The sequence below is a fragment of the Stenotrophomonas chelatiphaga genome (genome assembly GCF_001431535.1).
Lineage (GTDB): Bacteria > Pseudomonadota > Gammaproteobacteria > Xanthomonadales > Xanthomonadaceae > Stenotrophomonas > Stenotrophomonas chelatiphaga.
In genome coordinates this window covers 69,690-90,010 of record NZ_LDJK01000013.1, presented here as the reverse complement: position 1 = coordinate 90,010, position 20,321 = coordinate 69,690, and the positions used below count along the sequence as shown (strand labels likewise).

The following is a 20,321-nucleotide window of genomic DNA, read 5'->3' as shown; positions in this document are numbered from 1 at the left end:
AACCCGACGTACCCCGCCTGGAAGTTGCGCTACACCGCCTCGAAATCCACCAGCACCGCGCCGTCGCCCACCTGTTCCCCGGCCTTGGCACGATAGCCATGCACGGTGCCGTCGGCCGGCGCGGCCAGGGTGTGCTCCATCTTCATCGCCTCCAGCACCACCAGCGGCGTACCGCGGCTGACCTTGCTGCCCGGCTCCACCAGCGTGGCGACGATCCTGCCCGGCATCGGCGCCAGCAGGCTGCCGGCATCCGCCGTGGCCTGCTCGGATTCGCCCACCGGGTCATGCACGCTGAAGCGCTGCTGGCCCTGCGCAGTGAACAGATACACCTGGCCGTCATCGCGCTGCACGCCCACACGCCACCGCTGCCCATCCAGCGCCACGTCCAGTTGGCCGTCGGCGAAGCGGCCGCTGACCTGCTGCGCCGGCTCCGCATCGCGCTGCACCTGCCAGCCGCCCGGCTGCGTCTGTACCCGCAGCGAATGCTGTCGCTCGCCCTGCTGCAGCGGCAGCAGGCGCGAGGCTGAAGCCCCGATGCGCCAGCCGTCCTGTGCCTGCCACGGCGAGCGCGGATCGCGCGCATCCACCGCCGCGCGCGCGGTAGTCACCACCGCGCCGATCGCCGCCAGCGTCCACAGCGCCGCTTCGCCAGCAGCGGGCGCGGCCAGCGCGTCCTGCTCGCGTTCGATCAACGCGGTGTCCAGCTTGGCCTGCGCGAACGAATCGGTGCCCACCAGCCGCCGCAGGAAGCCGGCATTGGTGGTCACCCCGACCACCTGGCAGTCCGCCAAGGCCTGCTGCATGCGCCGCAACGCCGCATCGCGGTCCACGTCCCAGACGATCAGCTTGGCGATCATCGGATCGTAGAACGGGGTGATGGTGTCGCCCTGTTCCACGCCGGTATCCACGCGCACGTGGGCGCTTTCCGGCGGCAGGCGCAGGTGGCGCAGCGTGCCGATCGAGGGCAGGAAGCCTTTGTCCGCGTCCTCGGCGTACAGCCGCGCTTCCAGCGCATGGCCACCGATGGCCAGCTCGTCCTGGCGCTTCGGCAGCGGCTGGCCGGCGGCCACGCGCAGCTGCCAGGCCACCAGGTCGGTGCCGGTGATGAACTCGGTCACCGGGTGTTCCACCTGCAGCCGGGTGTTCATTTCCATGAAGTAGAAGTCGCCGTCGGGCGAGGCGATGAACTCCACCGTGCCGGCGCCCACGTAGCCCACCGCGCGCGCCGCATCGACGGCGGCCTTGCCCATCGCCGCGCGACGTTCGGCGGTCATGCCCGGGGCGGGTGCTTCTTCCAGCACCTTCTGGTGGCGGCGCTGCACCGAACAGTCGCGCTCGAACAGATGCACCACGTTGCCGTGGCCATCGCCGAACACCTGGATCTCGATATGGCGCGGACGCAGTACGTATTTTTCCACCAGCACGTGGTCGTTGCCGAAGGCCGAACGCGCTTCGCGCTGGCAGCTGGCCAGGGCCTCGATGAAGGCCGCACTGTCATCCACCCGGCGCATGCCCTTGCCACCGCCACCGGCGCTGGCCTTGATCAGCACCGGGTAGCCGATCGCATCGGCCTGCCCACGCAGGAACTGCGGGTCCTGGTCGTCGCCGTGGTAGCCGGGCGTCAACGGCACGCCGGCCTGCTGCATCAGGGCCTTGGCCGCGCTCTTGTCGCCCATCGCGCGGATGGCGCTGGCCGGCGGGCCGATGAATACCACCCCGGCGGCCGCGCAGGCCTCGGCGAAAGCGGCGTTTTCAGACAGGAAGCCGTAGCCGGGATGGATCGCCTGGGCGCCACTGCGTCGGGCCGCCTCCAGGATCACATCGGCGCGCAGGTAGCTTTCCGCGGCCGGCGCCGGACCGATCGCGATGGCTTCGTCGGCCAGCCGCACATGGCGCGCAGTGCGGTCGGCATCGGAGTACACCGCCACCGTGGCGATGCCAAGCCGGCGGCAGGTGGCAATGACGCGGCAGGCGATTTCGCCGCGGTTGGCGATCAGGATCTTGGTGAACATGGTGCAGGGCTCGGTCATGGCGCAGGTCACATGCGGAACACGCCGAAGCGTGTCTCGCGGGCCGGGGCGTTGAGGCTGGCCGACAGGGCCAGGGCCAGCACGCGACGGGTGTCGGCGGGATCGATGATGCCGTCGTCCCACAGCCGTGCGCTGGCGTAGTAGGGGTGTCCCTGGTGTTCGAACTGGTCGCGGATCGGTGCCTTGAACGCTTCTTCTTCCGCTGCCGCCCACGCGCCGCCCTTGGCTTCGATGCCATCGCGCTTGACCGTGGCCAGCACGCTGGCGGCCTGCTCGCCGCCCATCACGCCGATGCGTGCGTTGGGCCACATCCACAGGAAGTTGGGCGAGTAGGCACGGCCGCACATGCCGTAGTTGCCGGCACCGAACGAGCCGCCGATCACCACCGTGAACTTCGGCACCTTCGCGCAGGCCACCGCCATCACCAGCTTGGCGCCGTCCTTGGCGATGCCGCCCTGTTCGTACTTGCGGCCCACCATGAAGCCGGTGATGTTCTGCAGGAACACCAGCGGGATGTTGCGCTGGGTGCACAGTTCGATGAAGTGCGCGCCCTTCAGCGCGGACTCGGAAAACAGGATGCCGTTGTTGGCGATGATGCCCACCGGATAACCGTGCAGGTGGGCGAAGCCGGTGACCAGGGTGCTGCCGTAGCGCGGCTTGAACTCGTCGAACCGCGATCCGTCCACCAGCCGGGCGATCACTTCGCGCACGTCGAACGGTTTGCGGGTGTCGGCCGGGATCACGCCATACAGGTCCTGCGGCGGGAACAGCGGTTCCTGCGGCGGCTGCAGCGCCATCGCCGGCTCCGGCTTGCACCAGTTGAGCTGGGCGATGATCGCGCGGACCCGCGCCAGTGCCTGCAGGTCGTTGTCGGCCATGTGGTCGGCGACGCCGGAAAGGCGCGTATGCACGTCGGCACCGCCGAGGTCTTCGGCGCTGACCACTTCACCGGTCGCGGCCTTCACCAGCGGCGGGCCGCCGAGGAAGATGGTGCCCTGCTCGCGCACGATCACCGTTTCATCGCTCATCGCCGGCACGTAGGCGCCGCCAGCGGTGCAGCTGCCCATCACGCAGGCGATCTGCGGGATGCCCTGCGCGGACAGGTTGGCCTGGTTGTAGAAGATGCGGCCGAAGTGGTCGCGGTCCGGGAACACCTCGTCCTGCAGCGGCAGGAAGGCGCCGCCGGAGTCGACCAGGTAGATGCAGGGCAGGCGGTTCTGCTCGGCGATCTCCTGCGCGCGCAGGTGCTTCTTCACCGTCATCGGGTAGTACGTGCCGCCCTTGACCGTGGCATCGTTGGCCACGATCACGCATTCCACGCCGCTCACCCGGCCGATGCCGGCCACCACGCCGGCGCAGGGCACCGCGTCTTCATACATGCCGTGCGCCGCCAGGGGGGCGATTTCCAGGAAGGCGCTGCCGGCATCCAGCAGTGCATCGATGCGCTCACGCACCAGCAGCTTGCCGCGCGCGGTGTGCTTGCTGCGCGCCGCCTCGCTGCCGCCCAGTGCGGTGCGCGCCAGGGTGGCATGCAGGTCGTCGACCACCGCCTGCATGGCGCTGCGGTTGCTTTCAAAGGGTTCGCTGCCGGCGTGCAGCTGGGTGCTCAGAGTGCTCATGGAAGGCCCTTACAGCGTGCGCTGGAACAGTTCGCGACCGATCAGCATGCGGCGGATTTCCGAGGTGCCGGCGCCGATTTCATACAGCTTGGCATCGCGCCACAGGCGCCCGGTCGGGTATTCGTTGATGTAGCCGTTGCCGCCCAGGATCTGGATCGCCTGGCCGGTCAGCCAGGTGGCCTTCTCGGCCGCGTACAGGATGGCGCCAGCCGCGTCCTGGCGGGTGGTGCGGCCCTGGTCGCAGGCGCGCGCCACCGCATACACGTAGGCACGGCAGGCGCCGAGGCCGACGTACATGTCGGCGATCTTGGCCTGGATCAGCTGGAAACTGCCGATGGCTTCACCGAACTGGTGGCGCTCGTGCACATATGGCATCACCACGTCCATCGCCGCGGCCATCAGCCCCAGCGGGCCACCGGACAGCACCACGCGTTCGTAATCCAGCCCGGACATCAGCACGCGCACGCCGCTGCCTTCCTGGCCGAGCACGTTCTCCGCCGGCACTTCGCAGTCCTGGAACACCAGCTCACTGGTGGGCGAGGAGCGCATGCCGAGCTTGTCCAGCTTCTGCGCGGTGCTGAAACCCTTCATGCCTTTTTCCACGAGGAAGGCCGTGATGCCCTTGGCGCCGGCGTCCGGATCGGTCTTGGCATACACCACCAGCACGTCGGCATCCGGGCCGTTGGTGATCCACATCTTGTTGCCGTTGAGCACGTAGCGGTCGCCGCGCTTTTCCGCGCGCAGTTTCATCGACACCACGTCCGAGCCGGCACCGGGTTCGCTCATCGCCAGCGCACCGACCAGCTCGCCGCTGCACAGGCCAGGCAGGAAGCGCTGCTTCTGCGCTTGGGTGCCGTTCTTGCGCAGCTGGTTCACACACAGGTTGGAGTGCGCACCGTAGGACAGGCCGATGCCGCCGGAAGCACGCGAGACTTCTTCCATCGCCACCACGTGGGCCAGGTAGCCCATGCCGGTGCCGCCGTATTCCTCTTCCACGGTCATGCCGAGCAGGCCCTGCTCGCCCAGCTTGCGCCACAGCGCCAGCGGGAACTGGTTGGTTTCATCGGCATGGGCGGCCAACGGCGCGATTTCGGCGGCGGCGAACTGCGCCACGCTGTCGCGCAGCAGGTCGATGTCTTCGCCAAGGTCGAAATTCAGGGATGGAACATGCATGCGGGCGACTCCACGGACAGGCGACGGGTAGGGGCGCACCGGAGGGGAGCAGGCAGGACGCCTGCGCGGGCGATGGCCCAGACTAGCCCGGATCGGCTAAAAAGTGAACACAAGTTCAAAAAATGAATCTACAATCACGACATGGCCTACAAACGCTCCCCGCTGATGGAAGAACGGATGGCGGGAGCGCGCGAGCGGATCCTGCTGGCGGCCCGTGAACTGGTTGCGGCGGGCGGGTACCGCAACGCACCGGTGACCGCCGTGGCGGCCCAGGCGGGGGTGTCGACCGGGTTGATCTACCGCCACTTCCCGTCCAAGGCGGAACTGTTCGTGGAAGTGTTGAGCGCGGCGGTGGAGCACGAGGTGGAGATCCTGGAAGGCATCGCCGCCGGCAGCGAACCGGCACCGCAGCGGCTGCGGCTGGCGATCACCGCCTTCGTGCGGCGCGCGTTGGCCGGCCCGGGGCTGGCGCATGCCTTCATCGTCGAACCGGTGGACCCGGAAGTGGAAGCCGAACGCATGCGTGGGCGCAGGCGCTTCGGCGACGTGTTCCGTCGGCTGGTGGAAGACGGCATCGCCAGCGGCGCCTTCCCGGCGCAGGACGTGGACGTCACCGCGGCCTGCATCGTCGGTGCCTTCACCGAAGCACTGGTGGGCCCGACCGCGCCAAGCCGCCAGGCGCATCGCGACGAACACGCCCTGGCTGACTCGATCAGCGCGTTCTGCCTGCGCGCGGCAGGCGGCTGATCACCAGCGCCTTGCGGGGTGACACCAGCGCCTCGGTGGGTGACACCCGCGTCTTGGTGGGTGACGACCGTTGGTCGTCACAAGCCCGCAGCCGGCAGCGCCCAGCCACGCTCGGCGAGCACAGCGGCATGGCCACCGCTCCCCATGCTGCACTGCGCTGTTGTCCACGGCGAAGCCCGTTCTATACTCGGCCGGCAGGCTCATACGCTCAGCCGTGGTCCATCGACTATCAGCCAGGGGTAACGAAGAGTGCGGAATCATGATCTTGAGTTCCTGAAACGCTTTTCCATGGTCATCGGCCTGCTGGCCCTGATCACCCTGGGGTTGATCTTCCTGGCGGCCTGGTTGCACACGCGGATTCCCGCCGAGGTATCGCCCACGGCCGCGCTGCGTACCGGCCAGCGCATCGCCCCGGCCGGTGCGGTCTACGCCGGCAGCACAGGCGCGGCGGCGCAGGCCGCGGCCCAGGCGGCCGCGCTGGCAAAGGCCGCCTCGCAGGTGGCCTACGGCGGCACCACCGACGGCAAAGTGATCTACGACAACCTGTGCACCGCCTGCCACACCACCGGTGTCGGCCTGGCCCCCACGCTGGATCATTCGCACTGGGATGCGCGCATCGCGCAGGGCAAGGAAACCCTCTACAAGCACGCCATCGAGGGCTACACCGGCCCGGACGGCGGCATCATGCCGCCCAAGGGCGGCAACCCCGCACTGACCGAAGCGCAGATGCACGCCACGGTCGACTGGATGATCGGCAACCTGAAGTAAGACAGGGGTCAGCGTCTGGGGTCTTTGCCGGTTGCGGCCACCGGCGGCAAGACGCATCAGGCTTTCATGTTTTGTGGTTACAGTGGCGACATTCCCCTTCCGTTGCCGCTGTAACTGTCTGGAGCCGTTGTCGATGCGCCGTTGCCTGCTTGCCTTTGCCGTGGCCTTGTCCGTTTCCCCCGCCTTTGCGCAGCCGCAGCCGCAGACCGCGCCGCAGGCGATGCCGGGCCAGTTGGCCAGCCCGCAGGGCGCCACCCTCACCCTGGCCCGTGCGCCAACGGACTGGCGCGCGCTGGATGGCAAGTACGTCCGCATCGCCGCCCCGCTCACCCTCGCCGGCACCGACGGCCTGGAGCGTTTCGGCCAGCTCACCGTGGCCTTCGAAGGCCGCCTGTGGCAACCCACCGAAGTGGCCGTGCCGGGCAGCGCTGGCTACAGCCAGGTGATGGCCGACAACCAGCGCCGACGCCTGCTGCTGGATGATGGCAGCGATGCGCGCGACCCGCAGCAGGTGCCCTACCTGGCCAGCGACGCGGTGCTGCGCACCGGCATGCAGCTGCGGGGCGTGGAAGGCCGCGTACGCGTGGACGCCGAGGGGCGACCGAGCCTGCAGCTGGGCCGCGCGCTGGACCTGCCTGCGCTGCAGCGTCCGGCGGTGCCGCAGGTGCTGGGTTCGTTGAAGGTGGCCGCGTTCAACCTGGAAAACTTCTTCAACGGCGACGGCAAGGGCGGCGGCTTCCCCACCCTGCGCGGGGCCAGGACGCTGGACGAACACCACGCGCAGCTGAACAAGTTGATCGCCACCATCGGCCCGCTGGATGCGGACGTGGCGGCGCTGATGGAGCTGGAGAACGATGGCTATGGGCCACAGTCGGCCATCGCCACGCTGGTCGATGCGATCAATGCCGCCCCCGGCAGCCACGCGGACTGGCGCTTCGTCAATGCCGGCAAGGGCCCGGGCGAGAACCCGATCCGGGTCGGCATCATCTACCGCGCCAGCCGGCTGACCGCGCTCGGCACGCCGGCCACGCTGGAGGGCGGTACCTTCGTCGAACACAGCCGGGTGCCGCTGGCGCAGGCCTTCCAGGCCAAGGGCGGTGCGCCCTTCATGGTGGTCGCCAACCATTTCAAATCGAAGGGCTGCCGCGATGCCAGCGGCGCCGATGCCGACCAGAACGACGGCCAGGGCTGCTGGAACGCCACGCGGGTCGCCTCGGCGCAGCAGTTGAACGCCTGGATGCAGGGCGACCCGACCGGTACCGGCGCCCGCGATGCGGTACTGCTGGGCGACTTCAACGCATACGCGATGGAAGACCCGATCCGCGCGCTGCGCAGCGCCGGCTGGCAGGACGCCTTCGCGGTGGCCAAGGTCGAGCGTCCCTACAGCTACGTCTACAACGGCTACAGCGGACGGCTGGACCACGCGCTGCTCAATGCCGGCATGGCCCGTCGCCTGGCCGGTGCGGCCGAATGGCACAGCAACGCCGACGAAATGGACGCCAGCGGCTACCAGCAGCGCAACGTCGAGGGTCCGTGGCGCAGTTCCGACCACGATCCGCTGCTGCTTGGCTTCGATCGCTGAGGCGTCGCCGGGAATGACCGGGCGACGTCCCGCGCCAGGCGGTCAACGCCAGTAATAGCGCTCGATCCGGAACGTGGCCCGGCAGCCATTGGAGACCCAGATAGCGCCCTGGTCCTGTCCCCAATCGCGGCCCTGCACGCAGGGCGAGCGCGATTGCTGCTGTACCAGGTGCACGCTGTCCTTGTGGGACAACTGGACCTCGCAGCGGACGTAGCGGTGGTCTTTGCTGCCGCAGTTGACCAGTTGCGAGGAGCGGTCGGCCGGCGGGGCGATCTGGACGGTTTCCGCGTAGGGGTTGTAATCGTAAGGCGGCGCGACGACGGGACGCGCGGGCCGTGTTTCAGCATACGGGTTGTAGGGCGGCGGCGGCGCGTACTCCACGGTCGTGGACGGGTCCAGCGGGTAGGCCGGTATTGTGTCGGCGTACTGCGCGTAGCCGGCTGTGCTGCAGCCTGTCAAAAGGGCGCACGCCAGACCGACGGAATGCCACGGCTTGTTCTGATGTTTCATGCCAATGCCTTCGGATAGATCAGGACATCTGCACTGTAGGGATCGGTCCGCAGCCAGTGGCGCCACGACTGCGAACCCGGTCGCAACATCAAATTTATCTATGGACTTCTTGGTCCATTGGTGCCTCAACCTATTTACGTGGCGCTGACGTCACCCCCGCGCGATCAGGCCTATCGCCAGCACCGCCAGTGCCAGCCCACACCGGTTCCACCTGCTGGTGCGTTCGCCGAAGCCGAACACGCCGACCAGCGCGCCCAGTACCACTACGCCGATGTTCATGCCGGCGAACACCGTGGCGGGGCTGTCGGGCAGGGCCTGGTGCGCATGCACGTAGAACAGGATGTTGCCGCCGTTGAGCAAGCCGAGCAGGGCACCGGCGCCGAGGTTGCGCCACGCCAGCCGGCTGCGGCGCCGGGCATGGCGCCATAGCTGCAGGGCCAGCATCAACAGGAAGGCCAGGCTGAAACACACCAGCAAGGCAGCCATCGACGGGGTGCCGGACAGCGCGACCTTCTTCAGCAGGATGTCCACCGCTGCGAAGCCGACCCATACGCCGAGCAGCCAGCGCCAGCCTGCCGGCGCGGCGTCCACTTCCGGTCCGCGCGGCCGCACGCTGATGGCCAGCATCGCCACCAGGCCCAGGCCCAGCCCTGCCAGCTTCCACGGCGTGGCGGTCTGGCCGAAGAACGCGAACGCCGCCAGCAGCGATAGCAGCAGCGACAACCGCTGCGCCACGTCGCTGCGCACGATGCCGGCCACCGCCACCGCGCGACCGAGCACCAGGAAGATCGCAGGCAGGATCACCGCCAGCGCCAGCAGGGCCGCCCACGGCGCTTGGCTGGAGTGCAGCGAGGCCATGGGCGGGCGCAGCACCAGGCCGGTCATCGCCGCGGCCACCAGGTAATTCCAGGTGACCATCTGGCTGACATCCAGTTGCCGCCGCTGTGCCAGCTTCAGCAGCACCGACACCAGAACGCTGCAGATCACCGCGAAGACGAGGAAGTACATGGGGGCCGGGAGCAGGGGACGGGTGGGGGACGCTATCATGTTGCCATGCGCAATCCTCCTTTCCCCCCGCAGTCGGACACCCTCGTGCTTGCCGGACCGGTTGGTCCGCTGGACGTCGCCGTTGATCTGCCCAAGCCGGAGGTGCCGGCCCAGCCGGTGACCGCCATCGTCTGCCACCCGCTGTCCACCGAAGGCGGCACGATGCACAACAAGGTGGTCACCATGGCCGCCAACACGCTGCGCGACCTCGGCGTGACCACCGTGCGCTTCAACTTCCGCAGCGTCGGCGAATCGGCCGGCAGCTTCGACCACGGCAACGGCGAACAGGACGACCTGAAGGCCGTGGTGGCGTGGGTGCGCGAACAGCGCCCGGATCACCAGCTGTGGCTGGTGGGCTTCAGTTTCGGTGCCTTCGTTTCCTTGAAGGTCACTGCGGACGTGCAGCCGCAGGCGTTGGTATCGATCGCCCCGCCGGCCGGGCGCTGGGACTTCGGTGGCATCCAGCCGCCGGCACAGTGGCTGGTGATCCAGGGCGAGCAGGACGAGATCGTCGATCCGCAGGCGGTGTACGACTGGCTGGACAGCGTGGACGCGCCGCATGAGCTGGTGCGCATGCCCGACACCAGCCATTTCTTCCATCGCAAGCTGATCGACCTGCGTGGAGCGATCACCCACGGGGTGAAGCGCTGGCTGCCGCTGCAAGCGGACCCGGCGGCATGAGCGAGGCGGTGATGACCCCTTCGCGGCGCTATGCCGAAGGCGTGGCGCGCGGCGAATGGCAGGATGACCCGGCCCAGCACGCCGCGCTGGCCGAACTGGACCGCATCCACCTGGCGCTGCTGGAAGATGCTGACGACGGCTGGCTGGACCGGTTGTCGTCGTTCTTCAAGAAGCCCGAAGCGGTCAAGGGCCTGTATTTCTGGGGCGGCGTCGGTCGCGGCAAGACTTTCCTGGTGGACCTGTTCTACGACGGGCTGCCGATCCAGCAGAAGTACCGCACGCACTTCCACCGTTTCATGCGCGGCATCCACGAACGCCTGCGCGAGCACCAGGGGCAGAGCGATCCACTGGCGAAGATCGCACAGGAGTGGCGCAGCAAGCTGCGCGTGCTGGTGCTGGACGAATTCTTCGTCACCGACATCGGCGATGCGATGCTGCTGGCGCGCCTGCTGGAGCGCCTGTTCGCCGAGGGCGTGACCCTGGTGACCACCTCCAACACGGCGGTGGAAAACCTGTACCTCAACGGCCTGCAGCGCGACAGCTTCCTGCCGGCCATCGACCTGCTGCAGCGTTACTGCGTGGAACTGTACGCCGAAGGCACCGAGGACTACCGCATGCGCGCGCTCACGCGTTCGCCGGTGTACCGCGCGCCGCTGGCGGCCGACAGCGATGACTGGCTGGCCAGCCGCTGGGCCGACCTCAGCGGTGGACAGCCGGCGAAGGCCGGCAACATCGAGATCGAAGGCCGCAAGATCCCGGTGCGCGGGCGCGGCAAGAGCATCGCCTGGTTCGATTTCCCGGCGCTGTGCGAAGGCCCGCGCGGGCCCTCGGATTACATCGAGATCGCGCAGGAGTTCAACACCGTGCTGCTGGGCGGCATCCCCGTCTTCGACCGCAACAACGAAGACGCCGCACGGCGCTTCGTCAACCTGATCGACGAACTGTACGACCGCCACGTCAACCTGGTCTGCACCGCCAGCACCTCGCCGGTCGAACTGTATACCGGCAACCGCCTGCAGGGCGCCTTCGAGCGCACCGCCTCGCGCCTGATCGAAATGCAGAGCGCGGAGTACCTGGGTACCGCGCACAAAGCCTGAGTCCCCCGCCACCCGGCCTCCCCAGCCAGCTTCGTGCACGCTGCGTGAGGGTCACTGTTGCGTTGATCGCGACCCGCTGTCACGCCAGAATCGTGCCCTGCGGCCTTGACTGCGCACCCGTTTCTGGCGGGTGCCGCCGCGGCCGGGCGGGGTCGAAAGCGCTGATCCTTGCGCTGCAAGGGATTAGGAGAAATCCCTACATTTGGCGTTGACGGACCCCCTTACCCCCACTATCTTGTGGCCGTCGGTGTCTTCGACCACAAGTCGAGGGCACGGACGGGAAGCCTGGACCCCTGCCCGCAGGGAGTCCGGCACTGCCCCGCAACGGTACTTTCGGGAGCCTTTCCGTCTTGCCGACAGCCGCATGTGCACATGTGCGGCACTGGCTGCGTGATCTCTGATCGGATGACAGGTTTTGCAGGGTGCGGTGTGCGGGCTTTCCGTCGCTGTCGCGCCTTGTGCGACGCCCTTCTTTCATCCTTGGATTGATCCGCACCGGGACGTGCCTGCCCAGGCGCGCCGTGCATCCCATCTCACGCCCAGAGGACCACCGCCGTGACCACCGAAAACAGCGCCACCATCGACAAGGAAAGCGAGTTCCTGCTTACGTCGCCGCCGACTGCCAACACCATGAGTGTGACCAAGCGCAACGGTACGACCGAGCTGGTGGACCTGAACAAGATCGTCCGCGCGGTGCAGCGTTCCTCCGAAGGCCTGCATTCGGTCGATCCGATGCGCGTGGCCACCCGCACCATCTCCGGCCTGTACAACGGCGCCACCACGCAGGAGCTGGATGAGCTGTCCATCCGCACCTCCGCCCTGCTGATCGGTGAAGAGCCCGAGTACGGCCGCCTGGCCGCGCGCCTGCTGGCCAACTTCATCGCCAAGGAAGTGTCCAACCAGGAGATCCACGCGTTCTCGCAGTCGGTCGGCCGTGGCCACGAAGTGGGCCTGATCAACGACCGCCTGCTGGGCTTCGTGCAGATCAACGCACGCAAGCTCAACGATGCGATCGATCCGACGCTGGACCTGAACTTCGATTACTTCGGCCTGCGTACCCTGTACGACCGCTACCTGCTGCGCCATCCGCACACCCGCAAGGTGATCGAGACCCCGCAGCAGTTCTTCCTGCGCATCGCCAGCGCGCTGAGCGAAGACGTGGCCGAGACCCTGGCGCTGTACAAGCGCATGGGCAACCTGGATTACCTGCCGTCCTCGCCGACGCTGTTCAACTCGGGTACCACCCACGAGCAGCTGTCGTCCTGCTTCCTGCTGGATTCGCCGCAGGATTCGCTGGAATCCATCTACTCCAAGTACGGCGACATCGCCCAGCTGTCCAAGTTCAGCGGCGGTATCGGCGTCAGCTACACCCGCGTGCGTTCGCGTGGCTCGCTGATCAAGTCCACCAACGGCCATTCCAACGGCATCGTGCCGTGGCTGAAGACCATGGATTCCTCGGTGGCCGCGGTGAACCAGGGTGGCAAGCGCAAGGGCGCGGCCTGTGTGTACCTGGAAAGCTGGCACGCCGACATCGAGGACTTCCTCGAGCTGCGTGACAACACCGGTGACGAATCGCGCCGTGCGCACAACCTGAACCTGGCCAACTGGATCCCGGACCTGTTCATGAAGCGCGTCGAGGCCGACCAGGAATGGTCGCTGTTCGATCCGCGCGTGGTCCCCGAATTCACCGACCTGTTCGGCGACGCCTTCGAAGCGGCGTACCTGCAGGCCGAAGCGCAGGGCAAGGCCAACCGCACCATCTCCGCACGCAAGCTGTACTCGCGGATGATGCGCACCCTGGCCGAGACCGGCAACGGCTGGATGACCTTCAAGGACAAGTGCAACCGCGCCAGCAACCAGACCCTGCGTCCGGGCAACGTGATCCACCTGTCCAACCTGTGCACCGAAATCCTGGAAGTCACCTCGGCCGAAGAGACCGCGGTGTGCAACCTGGGCTCGATCAACCTGGGCAACCATTTCGACGGCCACGGCGAGTTCGATTTCGACAAGCTGGCCGACACCGTGCGCCTGGCGATCCGCCAGCTGGACCGCGTGATCGACCTGAACTTCTACCCGATCGAATCGGCACGCCGCGGCAACCTGCGCTGGCGTCCGGTCGGCCTGGGCTGCATGGGCCTGCAGGACGTGTTCTTCCGCAAGCGCCTGGCCTTCGACAGTGCCGAAGCCCGCGCGCTGTCGAAGAAGATCGCCGAGACCATCTACTTCCACGCGCTGGAAACCTCGGTCGAACTGGCCCAGGAACGTGGCAAGCACCCGTCCTTCGCCGACACCCGTGCGGCCAGCGGCGAGCTGCAGTTCGATGCCTGGAACGTGGTGCCGGAAGACACTGCGCGCTGGGACGCCCTGCGTGAGCGGATCAAGGAACACGGCCTGCGCAACTCGCTGATGATCGCGATCGCCCCGACCGCCACCATCGCCTCCATCGCCGGCTGCTACGAGTGCGTGGAACCGCAGGTGTCCAACCTGTTCAAGCGCGAGACGCTGTCCGGCGATTTCCTGCAGATCAACCGTTACCTGGTGACCGAGCTGAAGAAGCTGGGCCACTGGACGCCGGAAATGCGCGATGCGATCAAGCTGGCCGACGGTTCCATCCAGGGCATCGCCCAGATCCCGGAAACGCTGCGCCACGTGTACCGCACCGCATGGGAACTGCCGATGCGTTCGCTGATCGACATGGCCGCCGACCGCGGTGCCTTCATCGACCAGTCCGCCTCGCTCAACCTGTTCATGGAAAGCCCGAACATCGGCGCGATGTCGTCCATGTACATGTACGCCTGGAAGCAGGGCATCAAGACCACCTATTACCTGCGTTCGCGTCCGGCCACCAAGATCGCCAAGACCACCGTCAGCAGCCACGTGGCCGCCGTCGATCCGGTCGATGCCATCGCCTGCTCGCTGGAAAATCCGGAAAGCTGCGAGGCGTGCCAGTAATCGGCACGCTCCGTCACATCATCGTAGAAGCGGTAGCGCCGAGCCATGCTCGGCGTTGTCGCCGTGAAACAAGGAATCACCATGGCCGATAAACCCAACCAGATGCTGCTCGACCCAGGTTTCGAACTGACCCTGCGTCCGATGCGCTACTCGCAGTTCTACGAGATGTACCGGAACGCGATCAAGAACACCTGGACGGTGGAAGAGATCAACTTCCAGATCGACATCAGCGACCTGCATTCGAAGATGTCGCCGGCCGATCGCCACCTGATCCACCGTCTGGTCGCGTTCTTCGCCACCGGCGATTCGATCGTGTCCAACAACCTGGTGCTGAACCTGTACCAGCACCTCAATGCGCCCGAAGCGCGCATGTACCTGTCGCGCCAGCTGTACGAAGAAGCGCTGCACGTGCAGTTCTACCTGACCCTGCTGGACAACTACCTGCCGGATCCGGACGAGCGCGTCAAAGCCTTCGCCGCGGTGGAGAACATCGATTCGATCAAGAAGAAGGCCGACTTCTGCTTCAAGTGGATCGATTCCATCCAGGACCTGCGCCGGATCGAAACGCGCGACCAGCGCCGCCAGTTCCTGCTCAACCAGATCTGCTTCGCCGCCTGCATCGAAGGCCTGTTCTTCTTCGCCGCGTTCGCCTACGTGTACTACTTCCGTTCGCGTGGCCTGCTCAACGGCCTGGCGTCGGGCACCAACTGGGTGTTCCGCGATGAAAGCGCGCACATGGAGTTCGCCTTCGAGTGCGTGGACGTGATCCGCGAAGAAGAGCCGGACCTGTTCGACGATGCGATGAAGCAGCAGGTGTATGACATGCTGGCCGAAGCGATCGAGTGCGAAGTGCAGTTCGCCGAAGACGTGCTGTCCGGTGGCGTGGCGGGTATTTCCACCCGCGACATGCGCCAGTACCTGCAGCACTGCGCCGACAACCATTTCCACCGCCTGGGCATGGAAAAGAAGTACAACGTGCGCAACCCGCTGTCCTTCATGGAACTGCAGGACGTGCAGGAGCTGACCAACTTCTTCGAACGCCGTTCTTCGGCTTACCAGGTCGGCGTGAAGGGCGAAGTCGCCTTCGACATGAACTTCTGATCGGTAACGCCTAACCGTGGTGGCGCCGAGCCATGCTCGGCCCGCGAAGCGGGGGTAGTGACGGCCGCTGGCCCTCAACCACACCCGTCAACGCGCGACACTGAACTGAAAAAGGGACGGATGCGACATAATCGCTCCGTCCCTTTCTCATGCCGGTACCCCCATGACCGACCAGCCCGACACCGTGCCGCCCATCGAAGTGCGCATGGCGGAGATCGTCTTCCCCAACCACACCAACCACATGGGTACCCTGTTCGGTGGCCAGGCGCTGGCATGGATGGACAAGGCTGCATTCCTGGCCGCCGCGCGCTACTCGCGCCGCACCGTGGTCACCGCGCGCAGCGACCAGGTCGATTTCAAGCTGCCGATCCGCATCGGCCAGATGGTCGAAACCATCGGCCGTATCGTGGAAGTTGGCCGCAGTTCGATGAAAGTGCAGGTGGAACTGATAGCCGAGGACCTGCACAACGGCGAGCGCAAGCTGTGCACCCGCGGCCACTTCGTGATGATCGCGCTGGATGACGAAGGCCATCCCACTGCGGTCCCGGCATTGCCTGAAGCCGCGCCGGACGCCTGAGCCGGCGCTTGCACGGGGGCCGGGCTGCCCCCATCTGAGCGGGTATGAGCCAGCCGCTGACCGATTTCATCACGCGCGCCCGCCGCCTGTTCGTGCTGACCGGCGCCGGTTGCAGCACCGCCTCGGGTATTCCGGATTACCGCGATACCGACGGTCAGTGGAAACGCACCCCGCCGGTGACCTACCAGGCCTTCATGGCCGAACCGGCCACCCGCCAGCGCTACTGGGCGCGCAGCCTGGTCGGCTGGCCGCGCTTCGGCCACGCCGTGCCCAATGGCACCCATCACGCGCTGGCCGCGCTGGAAGCCAGCGGCAAGCTGGAAGTGCTGCTGACCCAGAACGTGGACGTGCTGCACCAGCGTGCCGGCAGTGCCAACGTGATCGACCTGCACGGCCGGCTGGACCGCGTGCGTTGCATGGGCTGCGAACAGCGCAGCGGCCGCGAGGAGCTGCAGCAGCGCCTGATGGCGGCCAACCCGGGCTGGGATGCGCTGGAAGCGGGCATCGCACCGGATGGCGATGCCGACCTGGAGACCGATTTCTCCGCCTTCAACGTGCCGGACTGCCTGCACTGCGGTGGCCTGCTGAAACCGGACGTGGTGTTCTTCGGTGAGAACGTTCCGCGCGAACGTGTCGCGGCCGTGCATGACCACCTGCAGCGCGCCGATGCGGTGCTGGTGGTGGGCTCATCGCTGATGGTCTATTCCGGCTTCCGCTTCGTGCAGGCCGCCGCCAAGGCCGGGCTGCCGGTGGCCGCACTGAACCGGGGCCGCACCCGTGCCGATGAACTGCTCGCCTTCAAGGACGAGCGCGACTGCGCCGAAGCGCTGGCGCCATGGCTCGGCGCTACCAGCATGATCCTGTGATCCAACACAGCGCTTGATCTCCAACCCCATCGGCGCTGCAATAGTCCCCTGTCTTTTTCCCCCTGCGAATCCCCACGTGAGCCAGCTGCTGTCGCCCGTCACTTTCGGGCCCCTGACCCTGCCCAACCGCATCGTGATCGCGCCGATGTGCCAGTACTCCGCCGAAAATGGCCAGGCCACCGATTGGCACACCATCCACCTGGGCAACCTGTCCCAGTCCGGCGCCGGCCTGCTGATCCTGGAAGCCACCGCCGTCGAGCCGCGCGGCCGCATCAGCCATGCCGACCTGGGGCTGTGGGACGACGCCACCGAAGCCGCGCTGGACAAGGTGCTGCAGACGGTGCGCCGCTGGTCGACGATGCCGATCGGCATCCAGCTTGGCCACGCCGGTCGCAAGGCATCGGTGTCGCGTCCGTGGGAAGGCGGCAAGCAGATTCCCGCCGATGACGACAATGGCTGGACGCCGGTCGCGCCATCCCCGCGCCCGTTCCACGCCGGCAATCCGGCCCCGCACGAACTGACCGAAGCGGAGATCGCCGGCATCGTCGAAGCCTTCGCCGAAAGCGCACGCCGCGCCGAGCGCCTGGGCATCCAGTTGATCGAACTGCACGCCGCGCACGGTTACCTGCTGCACCAGTTCCTGTCGCCGCTGAGCAACCAGCGCACCGATGGCTACGGCGGTCCGTTGCCGAACCGCATGCGCCTGCTGATCGAGGTGTACGACGCAGTGCGTGCGGCGGTATCGCCGTCGATCGCCGTGGGCGTGCGCATTTCGGCCAGTGACTGGGTCGCGGGCGGCTGGGACATCACCCAGACCGAGACCGTGGCGATGATCCTGGAGTCGCGCGGCTGCAACTTCCTGCATGTTTCCAGCGGCGGCCTGGACGAACGCCAGAAGATCGAGATCGGCCCCGGCTACCAGGTGCCGTTCGCCGCGGCGATCAAGGCCAAGGGCCGCATGCCGGTGATCGCCGTGGGCCTGATCACCGAGCCCGACCAGGCCGAATCGATCCTGCGCCACAACCATGCCGATGCCATCGCCCTGGCACGCGGCATCCTGTACGACCCGCGCTGGCCGTGGCACGCCGCCGCCGCACTCGGCGACAGCGTGGTGCCGGCCCCGCAGTACCTGCGCTGCGAACCGCGCGAAGCCCGCGGCGTCTTCGAAACGCGCTGACCCGGTAGTGACGGCCGCTGGCCGTCATGCTCGCGCCTTGGCTCCTGGTAGGTGACGACCGTTGGTCGTCACGCCGTGGCCCCGGTAGTGACGGCCGCTGGCCGTCATGCCCGTGCCCTGGCGCTTGGTAGGTGACGACCGTTGGTCGTCACGCCGTGGCCCCGGTAGTGACGGCCGCTGGCCGTCATGCTCGCGCCCTGGCGCTTGGTAGGTGACGACCGTTGGTCGTCACGCTCCAGCCGGAAAAACACAGATTCCCTCATGGACGCGATCAGCCCCGGCTGCGCACGATAGTCCCGCTGGTGCCCGTTGGCCCAGCCGGGATAGCAGTCCCGAACTTGATTCAACCATCTGGCTCTGTTGTTGTCCTCTGGGCACGGCGGAGAATGCACCGTGTTGCCAGCTCCATGGCGGACGGTGTGTGGGGATCCTCGATCCGCCGGCCCAGTTTGATGGTTGAGTCAGCCGGCACTGCTACCCGCACCGTCCGCCACCTTGCGCTCCCGCGCAGGTGGCCTTCCACGCTGCGAGGTCACCGATGCTCGACAACGCCCAGACCGATCCCACGCCGTCCTCCACCCCGCCCGATGCCGCAGGGAACACGGCGCACAAGACCACCTTCGAATTGCTCGAACTCGCTGCGCGCTTCCGTCACCCGGCTGCCGTTGCCGCCCTGCTGGAAGCCTGCATCATCGAAAGCGACGGTGACGCGCAGATCATCGCCCGCACGCTGGCGGCCATCGTGCACGCACAAGGCGTGCGTGATTTCTCGCAACGAAGCGGCGTATCGTGCCGCCAGCTGCGACGCGAGCTGACCGGCCGGCGCCCGGCCCAGTTCGCCACCGTGCTGCAGGTGACGCGTACGTTGGGCCTCAGCCTGCACCTGACCGCGACCAGTAGGGACGGCCGCTGACCGTCCGCCCGTTGACCGTCACCCCGCCGGCACCTGCCATGCCACCGGCAAGCCCGCCTGCAGGTGCTCGAACAGCACACGGATGCGTGCGGTGAAATCGCGCCGGTCGCTCAGGCAGAAGAACATCTCCATCGGCTCCGGCCGCCACGCCGGATCATCGCCCAGCACGGCCTGCAGGCGACCGTCGCGCAGATAGGGTTCGGCGACGAACGCGGCCAGCCGGGTGATGCCGCCGCCGGCCGCGGCCAGTTCGGCCAAGGCATCGATGTCGTCGCAGATCATCCCCGGCTGCATCGTCGCCTCGACGCGGCCCTGTTCGCCCACCAGCCCCCACCGCAGCGGACGGCCGTCGGCGGGGAAGCGGAACAGCAGCGCGCGGTGATCGGCGAGCTGCTCCGGTGAGGTCGGGGTGCCGGCCCGTTCCAGATAGGAAGGAGCGGCGCAGAAAACGAACGGGATGCGCGCCAGCGGGCGTGCCACCAGCCCATCCTGCAGCTGTGCACCGATGCGGATGCTCACGTCCACCGACTCTTCGGCGTGGCGCACGGCGCGGTCGGACAGGCGCAGTTCCAGCTGCAGCTGCGGATACCGGCGTTGCAGGGCGGGCAGCATCGGCGCCAGCACGTGGCGCCCGAACGCGCGGCTGCAGCCGATGCGCAGCGGGCCGACCGGTTCGATGTCGCCGCTGCTGATCGCCGCCTGCGCACCGGCCAGGTCCGCTTCGATGTGCTGCACCTTGGCCAGGTACAGCGCGCCCGCTTCGCTGAGTGACAGCGAACGGGTGCTGCGGTTGAACAGGCGCACCCCCAGGTGGGCCTCCAGCCGGCTGATGTTCTGGCCGACCGCGGTGGCGCTGATGCCGAGTGCGCGCGCCGCGCCGGCGATGCTGCCGGCTTCGGCGGTGCGGGTGAAGGTGCGGATGAGCTGTAACAGGTTCATGACCGCACAGCCTGCCACGGCCGGGGGCAAAGTTCTGCTTCGGACTGCCCCAAGCACGCAGGGGCTGCAGCGGCGCTGCGCGTCGGGCATGCTGGGAGGCTGTTCCTGCACGGCCCCCTCCATGTCCGATTCCACTGCGTTGCCGGCCCGCCGCGGGCTGAAGTTCGGCCATCGCGCCACGCCCTATGTGTTCGCCTTTTTCATGGCCGGCATCATGGCGATGCTGATGTGCCTGGTGATCACCGCGGCCCATGCCGGGGTGGACGCGGCCTACCTGGGCCGCGTACTGGAGGCCTATCTGCTGGCGATGCCGGTGGCGTTCTGCTGCGTGCTGGTGGTGCGCCCGCTGGTGCTGCGGCTGGTAGCGCTGACGGTGCATCCGCCGGAGCGCAACCGGTAGCGCCGAGCCACGGCCGGCGAGCGCAGCGGAGGGCAGAAGCGTGACGACCAACGGTCGTCACCCACCGACGGCAGAGGCGTGACGGCCAGCGGCCGTCACTACCGATCAATGCAGTTGCATCTGAGAGCATTTATTCCGCAGC

General features: G+C 67.3%; 18 protein-coding genes. 12 read left to right on the top strand and 6 right to left on the bottom strand.

Annotation, left to right across the window (positions count from 1 at the left end):
* Positions 1 to 29: 29 nt before the first annotated feature.
* The 3 genes from ABB28_RS05090 to ABB28_RS05080 are packed head-to-tail and all read right to left on the bottom strand — an operon-like array spanning position 30 to position 4,822.
* Complete coding sequence (locus ABB28_RS05090) at positions 30 to 2,012, bottom strand: acetyl-CoA carboxylase biotin carboxylase subunit (protein ID WP_057507601.1); 1,983 nt, start codon at positions 2,010 to 2,012, stop codon at positions 30 to 32.
* Positions 2,013 to 2,038: 26 nt separating this feature from the next.
* Complete coding sequence (locus ABB28_RS05085) at positions 2,039 to 3,649, bottom strand: carboxyl transferase domain-containing protein (protein WP_057507595.1); 1,611 nt, start codon at positions 3,647 to 3,649, stop codon at positions 2,039 to 2,041.
* A 9-nt stretch (positions 3,650 to 3,658) separates the two neighbouring features.
* On the bottom strand, positions 3,659 to 4,822 hold the full coding sequence (locus ABB28_RS05080; protein ID WP_057507594.1) for an isovaleryl-CoA dehydrogenase: 1,164 nt from the start codon (positions 4,820 to 4,822) through the stop codon (positions 3,659 to 3,661).
* Between the two features lie 141 nt (positions 4,823 to 4,963).
* Here ABB28_RS05080 and ABB28_RS05075 point away from each other — a divergent pair, with 141 nt between their 5' ends.
* From ABB28_RS05075 to ABB28_RS05065, 3 genes are all read left to right on the top strand, one after another.
* On the top strand, positions 4,964 to 5,569 hold the full coding sequence (locus ABB28_RS05075) for a TetR/AcrR family transcriptional regulator (protein WP_057507593.1): 606 nt from the start codon (positions 4,964 to 4,966) through the stop codon (positions 5,567 to 5,569).
* 249 nt (positions 5,570 to 5,818) lie between these two features.
* Positions 5,819 to 6,337 (top strand): c-type cytochrome, encoded by a 519-nt coding sequence (locus tag ABB28_RS05070; RefSeq protein WP_057507592.1) that lies wholly within the window; start codon positions 5,819 to 5,821, stop codon positions 6,335 to 6,337.
* 133 nt (positions 6,338 to 6,470) lie between these two features.
* On the top strand, positions 6,471 to 7,919 hold the full coding sequence (locus tag ABB28_RS05065; protein ID WP_057507591.1) for an ExeM/NucH family extracellular endonuclease: 1,449 nt from the start codon (positions 6,471 to 6,473) through the stop codon (positions 7,917 to 7,919).
* Between the two features lie 42 nt (positions 7,920 to 7,961).
* On the opposite strand, the gene ABB28_RS05060 is transcribed toward ABB28_RS05065, so the two are convergent.
* Positions 7,962 to 8,429 (bottom strand): DUF3011 domain-containing protein, encoded by a 468-nt coding sequence (locus ABB28_RS05060; protein WP_057507590.1) that lies wholly within the window; start codon positions 8,427 to 8,429, stop codon positions 7,962 to 7,964.
* Positions 8,430 to 8,579: 150 nt separating this feature from the next.
* Positions 8,580 to 9,437 carry an EamA family transporter gene (locus tag ABB28_RS05055; protein ID WP_057507589.1) on the bottom strand — a complete coding sequence of 286 codons (858 nt, stop codon included), beginning with the start codon at positions 9,435 to 9,437 and terminating at the stop codon, positions 8,580 to 8,582.
* A gap of 45 nt (positions 9,438 to 9,482) precedes the next feature.
* Here ABB28_RS05055 and ABB28_RS05050 point away from each other — a divergent pair, with 45 nt between their 5' ends.
* The 8 genes from ABB28_RS05050 (at position 9,483) to ABB28_RS05015 (ending at position 18,840) form a co-directional block, all read left to right on the top strand.
* A complete protein-coding gene (locus ABB28_RS05050; protein ID WP_057507588.1) occupies positions 9,483 to 10,157 on the top strand; it encodes an alpha/beta hydrolase in 675 nt (224 codons plus the stop codon).
* Positions 10,154 to 11,254, top strand: coding sequence for a cell division protein ZapE (gene zapE, locus ABB28_RS05045; RefSeq protein WP_057507587.1), 1,101 nt, complete (start codon positions 10,154 to 10,156; stop codon positions 11,252 to 11,254). The genes ABB28_RS05050 and zapE overlap by 4 nt, the downstream gene beginning before the upstream one ends.
* A gap of 555 nt (positions 11,255 to 11,809) precedes the next feature.
* Positions 11,810 to 14,206: a ribonucleoside-diphosphate reductase subunit alpha gene (locus ABB28_RS05040; RefSeq protein WP_057507586.1), complete on the top strand. Its 2,397-nt coding sequence runs from the start codon at positions 11,810 to 11,812 to the stop codon at positions 14,204 to 14,206.
* Between the two features lie 81 nt (positions 14,207 to 14,287).
* Positions 14,288 to 15,307, top strand: a complete 1,020-nt coding sequence (locus ABB28_RS05035) for a ribonucleotide-diphosphate reductase subunit beta (protein ID WP_057507585.1) — start codon at positions 14,288 to 14,290, stop codon at positions 15,305 to 15,307.
* 163 nt (positions 15,308 to 15,470) lie between these two features.
* Positions 15,471 to 15,884 (top strand): acyl-CoA thioesterase, encoded by a 414-nt coding sequence (locus tag ABB28_RS05030; protein ID WP_057507584.1) that lies wholly within the window; start codon positions 15,471 to 15,473, stop codon positions 15,882 to 15,884.
* A 44-nt stretch (positions 15,885 to 15,928) separates the two neighbouring features.
* Positions 15,929 to 16,750 (top strand): NAD-dependent protein deacetylase, encoded by an 822-nt coding sequence (locus tag ABB28_RS05025; protein ID WP_057507583.1) that lies wholly within the window; start codon positions 15,929 to 15,931, stop codon positions 16,748 to 16,750.
* 76 nt (positions 16,751 to 16,826) lie between these two features.
* Positions 16,827 to 17,927: an NADH:flavin oxidoreductase/NADH oxidase gene (locus tag ABB28_RS05020; protein WP_080335134.1), complete on the top strand. Its 1,101-nt coding sequence runs from the start codon at positions 16,827 to 16,829 to the stop codon at positions 17,925 to 17,927.
* A gap of 538 nt (positions 17,928 to 18,465) precedes the next feature.
* The gene (locus ABB28_RS05015) at positions 18,466 to 18,840 is read left to right on the top strand and encodes a helix-turn-helix domain-containing protein (protein WP_057507582.1); all 375 of its coding nucleotides are present in this window, start codon (positions 18,466 to 18,468) and stop codon (positions 18,838 to 18,840) included.
* 18 nt (positions 18,841 to 18,858) lie between these two features.
* On the opposite strand, the gene ABB28_RS05010 is transcribed toward ABB28_RS05015, so the two are convergent.
* On the bottom strand, positions 18,859 to 19,779 hold the full coding sequence (locus tag ABB28_RS05010; RefSeq protein ID WP_057507581.1) for a LysR family transcriptional regulator: 921 nt from the start codon (positions 19,777 to 19,779) through the stop codon (positions 18,859 to 18,861).
* 121 nt (positions 19,780 to 19,900) lie between these two features.
* Here ABB28_RS05010 and ABB28_RS05005 point away from each other — a divergent pair, with 121 nt between their 5' ends.
* On the top strand, positions 19,901 to 20,179 hold the full coding sequence (locus ABB28_RS05005; RefSeq protein ID WP_057507580.1) for a DUF2798 domain-containing protein: 279 nt from the start codon (positions 19,901 to 19,903) through the stop codon (positions 20,177 to 20,179).
* Positions 20,180 to 20,321: the final 142 nt, after the last annotated feature.

What these genes read in the sequence shown, in the direction of transcription:
- ABB28_RS05090 (WP_057507601.1), bottom strand. Translation starts at nt 2,012, where the DNA reads ATGTTCACCAAGATCCTGATCGCCAACCGCGGCGAAATCGCCTGCCGC.
- ABB28_RS05085 (WP_057507595.1), bottom strand. Translation starts at nt 3,649, where the DNA reads ATGAGCACTCTGAGCACCCAGCTGCACGCCGGCAGCGAACCCTTTGAA.
- ABB28_RS05080 (WP_057507594.1), bottom strand. Translation starts at nt 4,822, where the DNA reads ATGCATGTTCCATCCCTGAATTTCGACCTTGGCGAAGACATCGACCTG.
- ABB28_RS05075 (WP_057507593.1), top strand. Translation starts at nt 4,964, where the DNA reads ATGGCCTACAAACGCTCCCCGCTGATGGAAGAACGGATGGCGGGAGCG.
- ABB28_RS05065 (WP_057507591.1), top strand. Translation starts at nt 6,471, where the DNA reads ATGCGCCGTTGCCTGCTTGCCTTTGCCGTGGCCTTGTCCGTTTCCCCC.
- ABB28_RS05060 (WP_057507590.1), bottom strand. Translation starts at nt 8,429, where the DNA reads ATGAAACATCAGAACAAGCCGTGGCATTCCGTCGGTCTGGCGTGCGCC.
- ABB28_RS05055 (WP_057507589.1), bottom strand. Translation starts at nt 9,437, where the DNA reads ATGTACTTCCTCGTCTTCGCGGTGATCTGCAGCGTTCTGGTGTCGGTG.
- ABB28_RS05050 (WP_057507588.1), top strand. Translation starts at nt 9,483, where the DNA reads ATGCGCAATCCTCCTTTCCCCCCGCAGTCGGACACCCTCGTGCTTGCC.
- zapE (WP_057507587.1), top strand. Translation starts at nt 10,154, where the DNA reads ATGAGCGAGGCGGTGATGACCCCTTCGCGGCGCTATGCCGAAGGCGTG.
- ABB28_RS05035 (WP_057507585.1), top strand. Translation starts at nt 14,288, where the DNA reads ATGGCCGATAAACCCAACCAGATGCTGCTCGACCCAGGTTTCGAACTG.
- ABB28_RS05030 (WP_057507584.1), top strand. Translation starts at nt 15,471, where the DNA reads ATGACCGACCAGCCCGACACCGTGCCGCCCATCGAAGTGCGCATGGCG.
- ABB28_RS05025 (WP_057507583.1), top strand. Translation starts at nt 15,929, where the DNA reads ATGAGCCAGCCGCTGACCGATTTCATCACGCGCGCCCGCCGCCTGTTC.
- ABB28_RS05015 (WP_057507582.1), top strand. Translation starts at nt 18,466, where the DNA reads ATGCTCGACAACGCCCAGACCGATCCCACGCCGTCCTCCACCCCGCCC.
- ABB28_RS05010 (WP_057507581.1), bottom strand. Translation starts at nt 19,779, where the DNA reads ATGAACCTGTTACAGCTCATCCGCACCTTCACCCGCACCGCCGAAGCC.
- ABB28_RS05005 (WP_057507580.1), top strand. Translation starts at nt 19,901, where the DNA reads ATGTCCGATTCCACTGCGTTGCCGGCCCGCCGCGGGCTGAAGTTCGGC.